This is a genomic window from Rhodanobacter sp. UC4438_H5, assembly GCF_052978405.1.
Window position 1 is genome coordinate 756,110 of record NZ_CM129672.1, and the last position, 15,038, is coordinate 771,147.

Here is a 15,038-nt window from a genome sequence, read left to right on the forward strand (position 1 = left end):
CCATCACCACAAGCGAATCGCCCATGTTCCGACCGCTCGAACTCTTCATCGGCCTGCGCTACACGCGCGCCAAACGTCGCAACCAGTTCATCTCCTTCATCTCCACCGTGTCGATCGTGTGCATTGCGATCAGCGTGATCGCGTTGATCACGGTGATGTCGGTGATGAACGGCTTCGACTACCAGATGCGCTCGCGCATCCTGGGCGCGGTGTCGCAGGCGACGATCACCAGCGTCGACGGCCCGATCAAGGACGTGCCGCGCGCGCTGCAGGTCGCCCAGGCCAATCCGCACGTACTGGGCGCGGCGCCGTTCGTCGAATCCGAGGCCATGCTGATCGGCCAGCGCTCGGCCGGCGTGCGGGTGCGCGGCATCGACCCGGCGCAGGAGCCGAAGGTTGTCGACATCGGCCAGCACATGATCGAAGGCTCGCTCGACGACCTGCGTTCCGGCGACTGGAACATCGTGCTGGGCCGCGATCTGGCGATGCAGCTCGGGGTGGGGGTGGGCGACCGCGTGACCATGGCGGTGCAGGAGTTGCGCGCCACGCCGATGGGCGGCATCCCGCGCATGCGCAGCTTCCACGTCACCGGCACGTTCCAGCTCGGCATGGAGCAGTTCGATTCCGGCCTGGCCCTGGTCAACATGCGCGATGCCGAGAAACTCAATGATCTCACTGGTCCGACCGGCATCCGGCTGCGCCTGGACGATCTGTTCAGCGCGCGCCCGGTGGCGCGCGAACTGGCCAGTCAGTTGGGGCAGTACTACGGCGTGCGCACCTGGATGGACGAGAACGCCAACCTGTTCCATGCGCTGTCGATGGAAAAGCTGGTGATGTTCATCATCCTGTCGCTGATCGTGCTGGTGGCGGTGATCAACCTGATCTCGATGCTGATGATGCTGGTCACCGACAAGCAGGCGGACATCGCGATCCTGCGCACGCTCGGCGCCACGCCCCGCAGCATCATGGGCACCTTCATGGTGCAGGGGTTGCTGGTGGGCTTCGTCGGCATCGGCTTCGGCGTGGGCTTCGGCGCGCTGCTGTCGTGGAAACTGCCGGGCATCGTCAAGTGGATCGAGCACACCTTCCACGTCACCTTCCTGTCGCCGGACGTCTATTACATCAGCGAGGTGCCGAGCCGGCTGGACTGGCAGGACGTGGGCTGGACCGCGCTGCTGACCTTCGTGTTCGCGCTGCTCGCCACCCTCTATCCCGCCTGGCGCGCCTCGCGCACGCAGCCGGCGCAGGCCTTGCGTTATGAGTGAGAAATCCATGTCTCCCACCCGCGAAAACGTGCTGCGCGCCAGCCATGTGGCCAAGACCTACGCCGAAGGCGGCCTGCGCACCGACGTGCTGAGCGACGTCAGTTTCACCCTGAAACGCGGCGAGACGATGGCGATCGTCGGCGCCTCCGGCTCCGGCAAGAGCACCCTGCTGCACATCATCGGCGGATTGGACACGCTGACCGCCGGCGAAGTGGAGGTGGATGGCCGCGTACTGTCGAAGCTCTCCGACGCCGAGCGCGGCCGCGTGCGCAACCGGTCGCTCGGCTTCATCTACCAGTTCCACCACCTGCTGCCCGAGTTCACCGCGCTGGAGAACGTGTGCATGCCGTTGCTGATCCGCGGCACCGCGATCGCCGAGGCGCAGCGGCAGGCGGTCGGCTTGCTGGAGCGGGTCGGCCTGGGCGCGCGCACCCACCACAAGCCATCGGAACTCTCCGGTGGCGAGCGCCAGCGCTGTGCGGTGGCGCGTGCGCTGGTGACGCGGCCGGCCTGCGTGCTCGGCGACGAGCCCACCGGCAACCTCGACGAGGCGAACGCGGCGCAGGTCTACGAGCTGATGCTGGAACTCAACCGCGAAATCGGCACCAGCTTCATCCTGGTCACGCATGACCCGCACCTGGCCGCGAAGATGGATCGCACCCTGGTGCTGCACAACGGCGTGCTGCGGGAAGGTCCGGGCGCCTGACGTCAACGGCAGGAGCGCACCCCGGCGCACGCCTACAGCACTTTCAGCATCAGCGTCGCCGCTTGCACGCTAGGCTCGACGGTCTCCAGGACGGAACGGGCGATGCGGCATGGCGCGACACGGGGCGATCACGGTGGCGCTGGCCTTGCTGGCAGGCGTGTTGCTGGTGCAGGCGTGGCCGCGCCTGCCGTCGGTGTGGATCTGCCTGCCGCTCATCGTGCTGGCGTTGGCCTGGGCGTGGCGTTGTCCGCGCTCGCGCTGGCTGTGCGCCCTGCCTCTGGGTGTCGCCTGGGCGCTGTGGTGCGGCACGCAGGCGATGCAGGCCCGGCTGCCGCGCGCGCTGGAAGGCCGCGACGTGCTCGTCGTCGGCAGTCTCGACGGATTGCCGCTGGCGCGTACCGATGCCAGCCGCTTCACCCTGCGGGTCGAAAGCGCCCAACTGGACGGCCGGCCGCTGGCCTTGCGCGGCCTGCTCACCGTGTCGTGGTACGAGGGCGCGCCGCCGCTAGCGCCGTGCACGCGTTGGCGCCTGCTGCTGCGCCTGAAGCGCCCGCGCGCGCTGCTCGACCCCGGCAGCACCGACAGCGAGCGCTCGGCGCTGGAGCGCGGCATCGTCGCCACCGGCTACGTGCGCGAGGATGAAGGCAATCGCCGCCTCCCGGGTCCGCGCTGGTGCGTGGACGGCACGCGCGCGGCGATCGCCCGCGGCATCGCCGCGCGCGTGCATGACCCGCACGATGCCGCGCTGTTGCGCGCCTTCGCGGTCGGCGACACGCGTGGCCTCGGCCAGCAGGACTGGGCGGTGGCACGGGCGAACGGCGTCTCGCACCTGATCGCGATCTCCGGCTTTCACGTCGGCGTGGCGGCGGTGTTCGGCGTGTGGCTGGCCTGGCTGGTCTACGCGTGGTGGCCGCCAGCGGCGCTGCGTCTGCCGCGGCCGCAGGCGCAGGCTGCCGCGGCGCTGCTGTTCGCCGTGGTCTACAGCGCGCTGGCCGGCTTCGGCCTGCCTACCGTGCGCACGCTGTTGATGATCGCGGTGGTGGCGCTGGCGCGTTGCAGCCGGCGCGGCAGCAGCGGGGCGCAATCGCTGGCGCTGGCGATGATCGCGATCCTGCTGGCCGATCCGTTGGCGGTGCTGGCGCCGGGGTTCTGGTTGTCCTTCGTCGGCGTGGCGTTCCTGATTCTCTGCCTGCAGGCGCAAGGCCGCGGTTGGCGTGCCTTCCTGCACGAACTCTCCGCCGGCCAGTTGCTGATGACCGTGGCGCTGCTGCCGCTGACCCTGTGGTTCTTCGGCCAGGCGTCGCTGGTCGGTGCGCTGTCCAACCTGGTCGCGGTGCCGGTGGTGAGTTTCGTGATCGTGCCGTGCGCGCTGTTCGGGATGCTGCTGTTGCTGCTGTGCCCGCCGCTGGCCGCGCCGGTGCTGTGGCTGGCCGCGCGGATCGTCCACGCGCAATGGTGGCTGTTCGAGCGCATGGCCACCTGGCCGGGGGCGCACTGGTATCTGCCGGCGGTGCAGCTCCACGCGCTGCTGCTGGCGGTGGTCGGTGCGCTGTGGATGTTCATGCCGCGCGGGGTGCCGCTGCGCTGGCTCGGGGCGGTGCTGTTCCTGCCGCTGCTGTTGCCGCCGCGCAGTACGCCGGCCGACGGAGCGTTCCGGTTGTGGGTGCTCGACGTGGGGCAGGGGCTGGCGGTGCTGGTGCGCACGCACGATCACCTGCTGGTCTATGACACCGGTGCGCGCTATCCCTCCGGTTTCGACCTCGGCGAGGCCGTGGTGTTGCCGTCCATCCATGCGCTGGGCCTGTCGCGCGTGGATATGTTGATGATCAGCCATGGCGACAATGATCACGCCGGTGGCGCGCAGACGGTTGCAGAGGCGTTTCCGCAGGCACGCCGGCTGGCCGGCGAACCCGCCCGCATGCGCGTGCCCATGCAGCAATGCGCGGCCGGACAGGCGTGGCAGTGGGATGGCGTGCGCTTCCGCGTGCTGAGCCCGGCGCCCGGCGGCGGCGACCGCGACAACGACAGCTCCTGCGTGCTGCTGGTGGAGGGACGCGGCGGGCGGGTGCTGCTGCCCGGCGACATCAGTTCGAAGGCGGAACCGGCGGTGGCCGCGGCGGTGGGGACGGGCCCGCCGCCGGTGCTGGTAGTGCCGCATCATGGCAGCAAGACTTCCTCCGGTGCGGCCTTCATCGCGGCGTTGAGGCCGTCGCTGGCGCTGGTTTCCGCCGGTTGGCGCAATCGCTTCGGGCACCCGCGTGCGGAGGTCCTGGCGCGCTATGCCGAGGCGGGCGTGCCGTTGTTCAACACCGCCGTGGAGGGGGCCGTGGAGGTGGAGTTTCCCGCCGACGGGACGCCGCGACGGCAGCCGGGCTGGCGCCGGCAGCAGCCCCGCTACTGGCGCGAGTAGCATGGTGCGACGCCGGGATTGCCACGCCTGCCGCAGTACGCGCGAACGACGCTGCTATCATGCGCGCTTCCCCGGAGCGTGGTGCGGCGAGGACTGAAGGTGCTTGATATCCTGATGGCGGGCGGCTGGGCGATGGTGCCCATCCTGATCTGTTCGGCGGTCGCCCTGGCGATCGTGCTGGAGCGTTGCTGGACGCTGCGCCGCAGCTCGGTGCTGCCGCCCGGGCTGGGCGACGAGGTACGCCAGTGGGCGCGCTCGGGCCAGCTCGATCCCGGTCATCTGGAAGCCCTTGCCAACGGCTCGCCGCTGGGCGAGCTGCTGGCAGCCGCGCTCGCGGTGCGGCGGCAGCCGCGCGAGATCATCAAGGAGCGCATCGAGGACACCGGTCGCCACGTGGTGCACCGGATGGAGCGCTATCTCAACACGCTGGGCACGATCGCCCTGATCGGCCCGCTGCTGGGCCTGTTCGGCACCGTGATCGGCCTGATCCGCATGTTCATGGAGGTGATGGGCGGCGGCATCGGCGATCCCGCGCGGATGGCCGGCGGCATCGGCGAGGCGCTGATCTGCACCGCGTCCGGCCTGACCGTGGCGATCCCCGCCTACGTGCTGCACCGCTACTTCCGCTCGCGCGTGGCCGGTTACTGCGTGCTGATGGAAAAGCAGGCCACCGCCTTGCTGGACGACCTGACCCTGGCCGCGCCGGCACCCGCGCGTACCCGTCGCGCGGCGGCACCCGTCGCGCCGAGCGCGGGCTGAGGCACCGACGATGCGCATCGGCAACGACCGCCGCGGAGACGATTTCGAGATCAACGTGATTCCGTTGATCGACGTGCTGCTGACCCTGCTGATGTTCTTCGTGCTCACCAGCACCTTCGTGCAGCATTCGCGGCTGAAGGTGACGCTGCCGCAGGCGAGCGTGCAGGAGCGCGACATGAACGCGCCGGCGCTGACCATCATGATCGACCGCGATGGCCGCTTCTTCGTCGGCAGCGACGAGGTGATGGGCGAGGGCATCGAGGCGCTCAAGCAGAGCCTCGCGCGCCATGCCGGCGACAGCCGCGACCAGGCGGTGACGATTCGTGCCGATGCCATGACGCCCAACCAGAACGTGGTGACCGCGATGGATGCACTGGGCCAGCTTGGCTTCACCCGCCTGTCGATCGCCACGACACCGAGCAAACCGGGCGCCGCGCAATGAACGCGGACCAGGCGACCGCGGCAGACGCGGGCAGCTGGCCGACCTACAAACGCCTGCTCGGCTACACGCGACGCTACTGGGCGATCGGCCTGGTGGCCTTCGTCGGCATGCTGGCCGACGGCGGCGGGTTGGCGCTGTTCACCGGGCTGATCAAGCCGATGATCGACAACCTGTTCGCGCAGAAAGACCCGTACCTGATCTTCTGGATGCCGATCTGGATCATCGCGATCTTCCTGGTGCGCTCGCTGGGCACCTTCGTCAGCGATTACGGCATCTCCTACATCGGCCGGCACGTGGTGCAGGCGCTGCAGCTGGAGGTGTTCGCCGCGTACCTGAAGCTGCCGGCGCCGTATTTCGGCAGCGAGCCGTCGGGCCAGCAGATCTCGCGCATCACCTACACCAGCGAACAGGTCGCCGCGGCGTCCAGCAGTGCGGCGAAGATCGCCATCACCGACGGCTTCACCGTGATCGCGATGCTGTTCGTGATGCTCTATTACAGCCCCTACCTGACGCTTTCGCTGCTGGTGATGGTGCCGGCGATCGCGCTGGTGGCCACGGTGGTGGCGCGCCGCTACCGGCAGATCAGCCGGCGCATCCAGGGCAGCATGGGTTCGGTCACCGGCACGGTGGAGGAATCCGTGGGCGCGCATCGCGAGGTGCGCGTGTACGGCGGCCAGGCGCATGAGGCCGAGCGTTTCGACCAGATCACCCGGCATACGCGGCGGCTCAACCTGAAGATCGCCGCCACCAACGCGGCGTCGAGTTCCACCGTGCAACTGGTGGCGGCCAGCGCGCTGGCGGCACTGGTGTTTCTCGGCACGCGGCCGCAGGTATTGGTCAACATGACGCCCGGCGTGTTCTTCGCCGTGCTCACCGCGATGGGCACCATGCTGCCGTCACTGAAGCGCCTCACCAACGTGCAGGCGAACATCCAGCGCGGACTGTCGGCGGCCGAGGACATCTTCGACGTGATCGACCTGCCGCCGGAGCGCGATGCCGGCACGCTGGAGCTCGAGCGCAGCCGCGGCGAGCTGCATTTCGTCGACGTCGGCCTGACGTATCCGCGCAGCCATGTTCCCGCCCTGCAGGAAGTCAATCTCGATTGCGCGCCCGGCACGGTCACCGCCCTGGTCGGACGCTCGGGCAGCGGCAAGAGCAGCCTGGTCAGCCTGCTGCCGCGCTTCAACGTGCCCGGCGCCGGGCGCATCGTGCTCGATGGCGAGGATTGCCGCAGCTACACGCTGGCTTCGCTGCGCAGGCAGATTGCCTGGGTCGGCCAGAGCGTGGTGCTGTTCAACGACACCGTGGCCAACAACATCGCCTACGGCGAACTGGCCGGCGCCAGCGAGGCGGAAATCGTCGCCGCGGCCGAGGCGGCCAATGCGATGGAGTTCATCTCGCGCATGCCGCTCGGCATCCACACGCCGATCGGGCAGAGCGGCAACCTGCTCTCCGGCGGCCAGCGCCAGCGCATCGCGATCGCCCGGGCGATCCTCAAGAACGCGCCGATCCTGGTGCTGGACGAGGCCACCAGCGCACTGGATACCGAGTCCGAACGGCTGATCCAGCAGGCGCTGACACGGCTGATGAAGGATCGCACCACGCTGGTGATCGCCCATCGCCTGTCCACCGTGGAAGGCGCCGACCAGATCGCGGTGATGGATCAGGGCCGCATCGTCGAGCGCGGCACCCACGCCGAACTGCTCGCGCTGAAAGGGCAGTACGCCGCGCTGCACCGCATGCAGTTCCACGACGCCGCGGCCGTAACGGCCGGCGGCTGAGACGCCCGTCATGGCGCTGCCCGACACGCTCGCATCGGCCTGGTACGGCGGCGGTCGCGCGCCGTGGTGGACGTGGCCGCTGGCTGCACTCTACGGCGGCGTGATCCGGCTTCGTCGCGCGTTGTACCGCATCGGCTGGCTGCGCCGCGAGCGCCTGCCGGTGCCGGTGGTGGTCATCGGCAACCTCACCGCCGGCGGCACCGGCAAGACGCCGCTGACGATCGCGGTGGCCGCCAGCCTGCGCGAGCACGGTTTCCGGCCCGGCGTCGTGAGTCGCGGTCACGGCGGCACGCAACGCGAGCCGCTGCTGCTCGGCGGCTCGCCGGACCCGCGACAGGTCGGCGACGAACCCTGTCTGATCCGCGCCAGCGGCGTGCCGGTCGCGGTCGGGCGCGATCGTCCCGCGGCGGCAAGGCTGCTGCTCGACGCCGGCTGCGACGTGGTGGTGGCCGATGACGGCCTGCAGCATTACGCGCTGGCGCGCGACGTGGAGATCTGCGTGATCGACGGCGTCCGTCGCTTCGGCAACGGCAAGCTGCTGCCGCTCGGCCCGCTGCGCGAGCCGCTGGGCCGGCTGCGCAGCGTGGACCTGCGCGTATGCAACGGCGGCACCGCCGAGGCCGGCGAATATCCGATGCAGTTGCGCGGCGACGAGGCGGTGGCGCTGGAAGGCGGCGAGCGTCGCCCGCTGGCCAGCTTCGCCACCGGGCCGGCACATGCGGTGGCGGCCATCGGCAACCCGCAGCGATTCTTCGACAGCCTGCGCGCCGCCGGCATCGAGGTGATCGGGCACGCCTTTGCCGACCACCATGCGTTCAGCGCGGACGAGCTGGATTTCGCGGACGACCTGCCGCTGTTGATGACCGACAAGGATGCGGTCAAGTGCCGGTCGTTCGCGCGGCCGCACTGGTGGCGCGTGCCGGTGCGGGCGGAATTGCCGCCGGCCTTCCATGCCGCCTTGCGCGAACGCCTTGCGCGGTGGTGATCCGAAGAGTCCTGGCGCGGCGACTCCCTACGGCTGGGTGCCCGCCGCGCGCTGCGCAGGCTTGCGCCGCGATACTGCCTCGCCGGCCACGTAGACCCGCCGCGCCAGGTTGCCGCCGATCCAGTAGCACAGTTCCGCCGGCTGGCGCGCATTCCAGATCACCACGTCGGCGCGCTGGCCAGCCGCCAGCGTGCCGCGATCGGACAGACCCAGCGCGCGCGCGGCGTTGACGGTCACGCCGCGCAGCGCTTCTTCCGGGGTCAGCCGGAACAGCGTGCAGGCCATGCCCGCCGCCATGCGCAGCGACAGCAGCGGCGAGGTGCCGGGGTTGCAATCGGTGGCCACCGCCAGCGGCACGCGTTGTTCGCGCAGCAGGTCGATCGGCGGCAAGCGGGTTTCGCGCAACGCGTAGAACGCCCCCGGCAGCAGCACCGCGACGGTGCCCGCGGCGGCCATGGCGCGCACGCCTGCCTCGCCCAGATGCTCCAGGTGATCGGCCGACAGCCCGCCGAACTCGGCCACCAGGGCGGCGCCGTGCTGGTCGGACAACTGCTCGGCGTGCAGCTTCACCGGCAAGTCGAGTTCGCGTGCCCGCTCGAACAGACGACGAACTTCCGCGACGCTGAAGCCGATGCTCTCGCAGAAGCCGTCGACCGCATCGACCAGGCCTTCGCGCGCCAGCGCCGGCAGCATCTCGTCGCAGACCAGCGTCAGGTAGTCGGCCCGGCGATCCTTGAACTCCGCCGGCAGTGCGTGCAGGCCAAGGAAACTGGTGCGTACGCTGATGCCCAGCTCGCGGCCGAGCCGGCGCGCCACGCGCAGCATGCGGCGTTCGCTGTCCAGTTCCAGGCCGTAGCCGGATTTGATCTCCAGCGTGGTCACGCCGTCGGCCAGCAGCGCGCGGGCGCGCGGCAGCGCCTGCGCGTAGAGAAACTCTTCGCTGGCCGCACGGGTGGCCTTGACGGTGGAGGCGATGCCGCCGCCGGCGCGGGCGATCTCCTCGTAGCTGGCGCCATTCAGGCGCAGGTCGAACTCGTCGGCGCGGTCGCCCCCGAACACCAGATGGGTGTGGCAATCGATCAGCCCGGGGGTGACCAGGGCGCCGTCCAGCGATTCCACTTCGTCGGCCAGCGCCACCGGCGCGTCCGGCAGTTCGTTCATCCGCCCCAGCCAGGCAATGCGCCCGTGCTGCATGGCGATGGCCGCGTGCTCGACCAAGCCATACGGCGTTTCGCCGGCGAACGTCGCCAGGGTGGCGTTCAACAGCAGGCGGTCCCAGCGTGGTTGGGTCATCGGTATCGCTCCGTCATGGTTTGCCGGGATGCTGCGGTTGGCCGGACTCGGCGGAGTCGGGGTAGGCCGTGGTCTCGGCGGCTGCGGGCAACGGTCTGGCGGGCTGGTGGTGGGCCCGCTCGGCCTGCTGCTGTCGCTCGGCGTCGCGCACCATGCGTTCGGCGAAGTCCCGATATACCGGGGTCGGGCAGAACAGCGACGCGGCCGCGCGAGCAAGCAGACAGGCTGCCATGATCGGAATCACCATGTCCTGGTTGTCGGTCAGCTCCATCGCGATCACCGCCGAGGTCAGCGGCGAACCGGTGACGCCGGCGAGGTAGGCGCTCATGCCCAGCAGCACCACCGCACCGGCGGGCGCGCCCGGCAGCAGATGCGCGATGTTCTGGCCCAGGCCGGCGCCTACCGCCAGCGCCGGCGAAAAGATGCCACCGGGGATACCGGCCCAGTACGAGACCACATTGGCCAGCAGCTTGGCGATGCCGAAGTCCTGGCCCGGCATGGCGGCCGTGCCCTGCACGATCGCGCGGGCCTGGTCGTAGCCGGTGCCGTAGATGCTGTTGTGCGTACACACGCCGAGCACCGCCAGTGCCAGGCCGCAGCCGGCGGCGAACAACACCGGCCAGCGCGCGCGAAGGCGACCGACCTGCGCCAGCGGGCCGCGTCGACTGAGCAGGATCAGGCGCGCAAACAGGCCGCCGAGCAGGCCGCAACCGACCCCGGTCAACAGCACGGCCAACCAGGCGCTGCCCAGCGGCAGGCTGGCGTCCACTTCGCCGAAGTATGAGTAGTTGCCCATGACGCCCAGCGACACCACGCCGCCGATGATCACCGCGGTCAGCAGCAGGCCGCTGAAGCGGTGCTCGAACGTCCCGGCCAGCTCCTCGATTGCGAATACCACGCCGGCCAACGGCGTGTTGAACGCCGCCGCGATGCCGGCTGCGCCGCCGGCGAGGATGAAGCGCGATGCAGCCTTGGGGTCGCTGAAGCCGAAACGCCTGCCGATGGAGTAGAACAGCGCTGCGCCGACATGCACGGTCGGGCCTTCGCGCCCGATCGAGGCGCCCACCGCCAGCGACGCCAGGGTCAGCACCATCTTGCCGGCGGCGACCGGCAGCGACAGCATGCGCGTGCGAAAGCCGCCGTCCTCGATGTGCAGCGAGGCGATCACCTGCGGAATGCCGCTGCCGCGGGTCGCGCGCAGGCGCCCCTCCGTTGCCTGAGCGAGCAGCCCGAACACCAGCGGAGTGAGGATGAGCGGTATCCAGATGCCGTGATCCAGGATGCGCAGGAACAACTGGTAGGACCAGACGCTGGCCTTGGCGAACAGGATCGCGGCCAGCGCCACCAGCACGGCGCCCGCCCACAACACCAACCGGCGTTTCCAGTGGTGCGGCGCAAAGAACTCATGCCCGAGCAGCGCCTGCAGGCGGGGATTGGAGGATGCTGGAGCGGACTTGGGCGGTTCTGGCATGGCGCGATTATCGCAGACGGCCGCGGCAGGATTGATGCCGCCAGCCCTGGCCGTCCGATACCGGTGCGAACGCTGTCGCACCGCGAGTCGCCATCAGCGTGGCCGCCAGCGGGTTTCGTAGAGATCGAAACGGCGGTCCTTGAGGTTGGTCACCGCGCCGGCGTTGCGCGCGCGGGCCAGGGTTGCCAGGTGCAGGTCGGCGAACAGCACGGTCTCGATGTTCGGCGTGGAGTCGGCGGCGATGCCGTCGCGGGCGAAGCCGAAGTCGCTGGGCGTGAGGATGCAGCTTTGCCCGTACTGGATGTCGAAGTTGTTGACCCCGGGCAGGTTGCCCACGTTGCCGGACAGCACCACGTAGCACTGGTTCTCGATCGCCCGCGCCTGCGCGCAGTAGCGCACGCGAAGGTAGCCCTCGCGCACGTCGGTGCAGAACGGCACGAACAGGATCAGCGCACCCTGGTCGACGAGGTGGCGCGCCACCTCGGGAAACTCCGAGTCGTAGCAGATCATCACCCCGATCGGGCCGCAGTCGGTGAGCACGGTGGCCGCGCTGTCGCCGCCGGCGATGTTCCACACGTTGCGCTCGCTGGGCGTGGGGTGCAGCTTCTCGCGCTCGTGCAGCGAGCCGTCGCGCAGGCACACGTAGCAGACGTTGTGGATGTCGCCGTTGGCCTGCTCGGTCGGGTGCGTGCCGGCGATGATGTTGATGTTGTAATGGACGGCCAGACGGCTGAACAGCTCCTTCACCTGCGGCGTGTACTGGCTGAGCTTGCGGATCGAGTCGACCGGGGACAGCTCGGTGTTCTCGATCGACAGCAGCTGCAGCGTGATCAGTTCGGGGAAGGTGACGAAGTCGGCGTTGTAGTCGGCGGCGATGTCGGTGAAATACTCGACCTGGGTGGCGAACTCCTCGAACGAGGCGATGCGCCGCTGCTGGTACTGCACTGACGCCACCCGCACCGCGTCGGGCAGGCGCTGCGGCGAGGGGATCGAGGGCGTGTCGGGCTGGTCGAGCAGTTGCGGGTTGCGCCAGACCAGGTGCACGGCGTAGCCCAGCGACTCGTGGTCGGAGGGCACGTAGCCGCGCAGCAGGCCGATCACCTCGAAATCGTTGGACAGCTGGAAGCTCAGCGTGAGGTCGCGCCGCCGGCCTTCGGTCACCGCCTGCACGTAGGACTCGGCACTGCCGTAGCGCGCGATGTTCTTCGCCAGCCCCGGAATGCGCCCGCCGAACACGATGCCGCGCAGCTTGAGATTCATGCACAACCGCTTGCGCGCGCGATACAGCCGCTGGCCGATGCGCATGCCGCGGTAGTCGGGGTGCACCACGACTTCCATGCCGTACAGCCAGTTGCCGTCCGGCTTGTGGCGCGAGGCCATGCCGCCGCCGGTGATCTCCATCCAGGTGTGCGGCGCCAGCGCGGTGGCTTCGTCGATGCGGAAGGTGGCGCAGTAGCCGACGATGCGATCGTCGTACTCGACCACGAACTGGCCTTCCGGGAAGTGCGTCTGCTGTGAGCGCAGCATCTCGGCCGAATGGCCCCATTCCGGGCCGTAGACCCGCCCGGTGAGTTCCACCAACTGCGGCACGTCGACCGGCCGCGCCTGGCGCAACAACAACCGCGGGGTGTTTTCACTGGATTTGCCTGCCATGCGGGCCATTATGCATGGGCGTGTCGAGGCTCGGGTGAAGGCGCGGCGGAGGCACGGTTACACTGGCGACCATCGCAACGGAGACCATCGATGAACGAAACCAGCCGCAGCACCAGCTACCGGGCCGGACGGTTGTGGCGAGACGGCGAATGGCAGCGCGATGCCAGCTTCGCGGTGGACGCCGGTGGTGCGCTGGTCGACGCGAGCGACGGCATCGAGACGATCGGCCAGTGGGTGTTGCCCGGCATGCCGAACCTCCATTCCCATGCGTTCCAGCGCGCGATGGCAGGCCTGGCCGAACGCCGGGGAAGGGCGGACGACAGCTTCTGGAGCTGGCGCGAGGCGATGTACGGCTTTGCCGCGGTGATCGACCCGGAGTCGCTGCAGGCGATCGCCGCGCAGCTCTACGTCGAGATGCTCAAGGCCGGCTACACCCGCGTGTGCGAATTCCACTACCTGCACCACCGGCCCGACGGCACGCCGTACGCGCAGGCCGAGGCCATGTCGCTGGCGCTGGTCGAGGCCGCGCGCGAGGCCGGCATCGGCCTGACCCTGCTGCCGGTGCTGTACATGAGCGGCGGTTTCGACGGCCGCGCGCTGGGCGAACGGCAGCGGCGCTTCGGACACGACGTGGATGGCTACCTGCGCTTGCTCGACACGCTGCAGGCGCACGCCGATCGCGACCTGCGCGTCGGCACTGCGCTGCATTCGCTTCGCGCCGTGCCGGAGGCGGCGTTGCGCGAAGTGCTTGCCGACTCGCGGGTGCGTCGCGGGCCGATCCACATCCACATCGCCGAGCAGATCGGCGAGGTGCAGGATTGCCTGGCCATCCGCGGCGCCCGCCCGGTCGAGTGGCTGTTCGACCACGCCGAGGTCGATGCCCGCTGGTGCCTGGTACACGCCACGCACCTGACCGAGGCGGAGACCGCACGGATCGCCGCCAGCGGCGCGGTGGCCGGGTTGTGTCCGACCACCGAGGCGAATCTCGGCGACGGCCTGTTTCCGCTGGCGGCCTACCTCGATGCCGGGGGCACGTTCGGCATCGGCTCGGATTCGCACATTTCCATTTCGCCGGTGGAAGAACTGCGCTGGCTCGAATACGGCCAGCGACTGCTCACCCGTCGCCGCAACATCGCCGCCCGCCAGCCCGGGGCCAGCGTGGGCGAGACGCTGTGGCGCGGCGCTCTGGCCGGCGGCGCGCGCGCCAGCGGCCTGCCGGGCGGCGAGTTGCATGCCGGCGCGCCCGCCGACCTGATCGTGCTGGACGAAAACTCGCCGCTGCTCGCCGCGCGCGATGAGACCTCCGTGCTCGACAGCTGGCTGTTCGCCGGCAACACGCCGCTGGCGCGCGACGTGATGCGGGGCGGTCGCTGGGTGGTGCGCGATTTCCGCCACCATGACGAGGAACGCATTGCAGCGCGGTATCGCACCGCCGTGCAGCGGATCGCCGCCGGCTGAGTCGACGGCGGCCGGCTGAACGGTTGCCATCGTGCGCCACACCCTTGTCATCGCCCGCGCGCGAATGCCGTTGATGGGGGCACTTCCCTCATCTGGAGCGTGCCATGCGTCGATTCCTGCATCGTGTTTCCGCCGCCGCGTTGCTGTTGCTGTTTGGCGCGACGCTGGCCGGCTGCGTGGTGGTGCCCGCGCGCGGGCGCGCGTGGGTGCCGGGCCACTGGGCGGCACCGCATGTCTGGGTGGGCGGGCACTGGCGTTATCGCTGAGCATGCCAGCCGGCGGCGTGACCATCGGCAGGGGTGACGGCGCCGGCGCGGGAGTATGTTGCCCGCTCGCATGCGGCATGCCGCCGCAGTCGGGAACGCGCATGAATCAGGCACGCCGCTCGGCGGGCGCCGCCATCCTGCGGGGTGGCCTGGTGGCCGGCACCATCGACATCGGCGCGGCGTCGCTGATCAACATGGTCGACCCGCTGATCATCCTGCGCGCGATCGCCAGCGGCCTGCTCGGCCGTGCGGCGTTCGCCGGCGGGTTGCCGGTGTCGCTGCTGGGCCTGGTGCTGCAATGGGCGATGTCGTTGCTGATTGCGGCGATCTTCGTGCTGGCCGCGCAGCGCCTGGCGTGGATGGGCCGCCGCTGGATCACTGCGGGACTTGCCTACGGCGTGGTGGTCTTCGTGGTGATGGAGTTCGTGGTGGTGCCGCTGTCGGCCGCGAAGAATCCGCACTTCACGGTGCTGTCGCTGCTGGAGAACGTGCTGGCAATGCTGCTGTACGGCCTGATCATCGCGTTCTTCGCGCGGCGGGTGCGCTAAG

The 15,038-nt window shown here is 69.7% G+C and carries 13 protein-coding genes; 10 read left to right on the forward strand and 3 right to left on the reverse strand.

What is annotated here, in order from left to right:
- Nucleotides 1-23 precede the first annotated feature (23 nt).
- The 7 genes from ACVCL9_RS03405 (at nt 24) to lpxK (ending at nt 8,348) form a co-directional block, all read left to right on the forward strand.
- Complete coding sequence (locus ACVCL9_RS03405; RefSeq protein WP_395117968.1) at nt 24-1,265, forward strand: lipoprotein-releasing ABC transporter permease subunit; 1,242 nt, start codon at nt 24-26, stop codon at nt 1,263-1,265.
- Nucleotides 1,266-1,272: 7 nt separating this feature from the next.
- Complete coding sequence (gene lolD / locus ACVCL9_RS03410) at nt 1,273-1,971, forward strand: lipoprotein-releasing ABC transporter ATP-binding protein LolD (RefSeq protein WP_395117970.1); 699 nt, start codon at nt 1,273-1,275, stop codon at nt 1,969-1,971.
- 109 nt (nt 1,972-2,080) lie between these two features.
- Nucleotides 2,081-4,381, forward strand: a complete 2,301-nt coding sequence (locus tag ACVCL9_RS03415) for a DNA internalization-related competence protein ComEC/Rec2 (protein ID WP_447099115.1) — start codon at nt 2,081-2,083, stop codon at nt 4,379-4,381.
- Between the two features lie 114 nt (nt 4,382-4,495).
- Nucleotides 4,496-5,140: a MotA/TolQ/ExbB proton channel family protein gene (locus ACVCL9_RS03420; protein ID WP_447099465.1), complete on the forward strand. Its 645-nt coding sequence runs from the start codon at nt 4,496-4,498 to the stop codon at nt 5,138-5,140.
- A 10-nt stretch (nt 5,141-5,150) separates the two neighbouring features.
- Nucleotides 5,151-5,582 carry an ExbD/TolR family protein gene (locus ACVCL9_RS03425; RefSeq protein WP_395117974.1) on the forward strand — a complete coding sequence of 144 codons (432 nt, stop codon included), beginning with the start codon at nt 5,151-5,153 and terminating at the stop codon, nt 5,580-5,582.
- On the forward strand, nt 5,579-7,363 hold the full coding sequence (gene msbA / locus ACVCL9_RS03430; RefSeq protein WP_447099114.1) for a lipid A export permease/ATP-binding protein MsbA: 1,785 nt from the start codon (nt 5,579-5,581) through the stop codon (nt 7,361-7,363). The genes ACVCL9_RS03425 and msbA overlap by 4 nt, the downstream gene beginning before the upstream one ends.
- Nucleotides 7,364-7,373: 10 nt before the next feature.
- The gene (gene lpxK, locus ACVCL9_RS03435) at nt 7,374-8,348 is read left to right on the forward strand and encodes a tetraacyldisaccharide 4'-kinase (protein ID WP_447099113.1); all 975 of its coding nucleotides are present in this window, start codon (nt 7,374-7,376) and stop codon (nt 8,346-8,348) included.
- Between the two features lie 27 nt (nt 8,349-8,375).
- Here lpxK and hutI read toward each other — a convergent pair whose 3' ends face one another.
- The 3 genes from hutI to ACVCL9_RS03450 form a co-directional block, all read right to left on the reverse strand.
- Entirely contained in the window at nt 8,376-9,641 is a 1,266-nt protein-coding gene (gene hutI / locus ACVCL9_RS03440) for an imidazolonepropionase (RefSeq protein ID WP_447099112.1), read from the reverse strand.
- 13 nt (nt 9,642-9,654) lie between these two features.
- Nucleotides 9,655-11,112 (reverse strand): chloride channel protein, encoded by a 1,458-nt coding sequence (locus ACVCL9_RS03445; RefSeq protein WP_395117982.1) that lies wholly within the window; start codon nt 11,110-11,112, stop codon nt 9,655-9,657.
- A gap of 93 nt (nt 11,113-11,205) precedes the next feature.
- Nucleotides 11,206-12,765, reverse strand: a complete 1,560-nt coding sequence (locus ACVCL9_RS03450) for a GNAT family N-acetyltransferase (protein ID WP_447099111.1) — start codon at nt 12,763-12,765, stop codon at nt 11,206-11,208.
- Between the two features lie 90 nt (nt 12,766-12,855).
- Between ACVCL9_RS03450 and ACVCL9_RS03455 the strand changes: the two genes are divergently transcribed.
- From ACVCL9_RS03455 to ACVCL9_RS03465, 3 genes are all read left to right on the forward strand, one after another.
- Nucleotides 12,856-14,223, forward strand: coding sequence for a formimidoylglutamate deiminase (locus tag ACVCL9_RS03455; RefSeq protein WP_447099110.1), 1,368 nt, complete (start codon nt 12,856-12,858; stop codon nt 14,221-14,223).
- A 104-nt stretch (nt 14,224-14,327) separates the two neighbouring features.
- On the forward strand, nt 14,328-14,489 hold the full coding sequence (locus tag ACVCL9_RS03460; protein WP_447099109.1) for a hypothetical protein: 162 nt from the start codon (nt 14,328-14,330) through the stop codon (nt 14,487-14,489).
- A gap of 101 nt (nt 14,490-14,590) precedes the next feature.
- The gene (locus ACVCL9_RS03465; RefSeq protein WP_447099108.1) at nt 14,591-15,037 is read left to right on the forward strand and encodes a hypothetical protein; all 447 of its coding nucleotides are present in this window, start codon (nt 14,591-14,593) and stop codon (nt 15,035-15,037) included.
- The last annotated feature ends 1 nt before the right edge of the window (nt 15,038 follow it).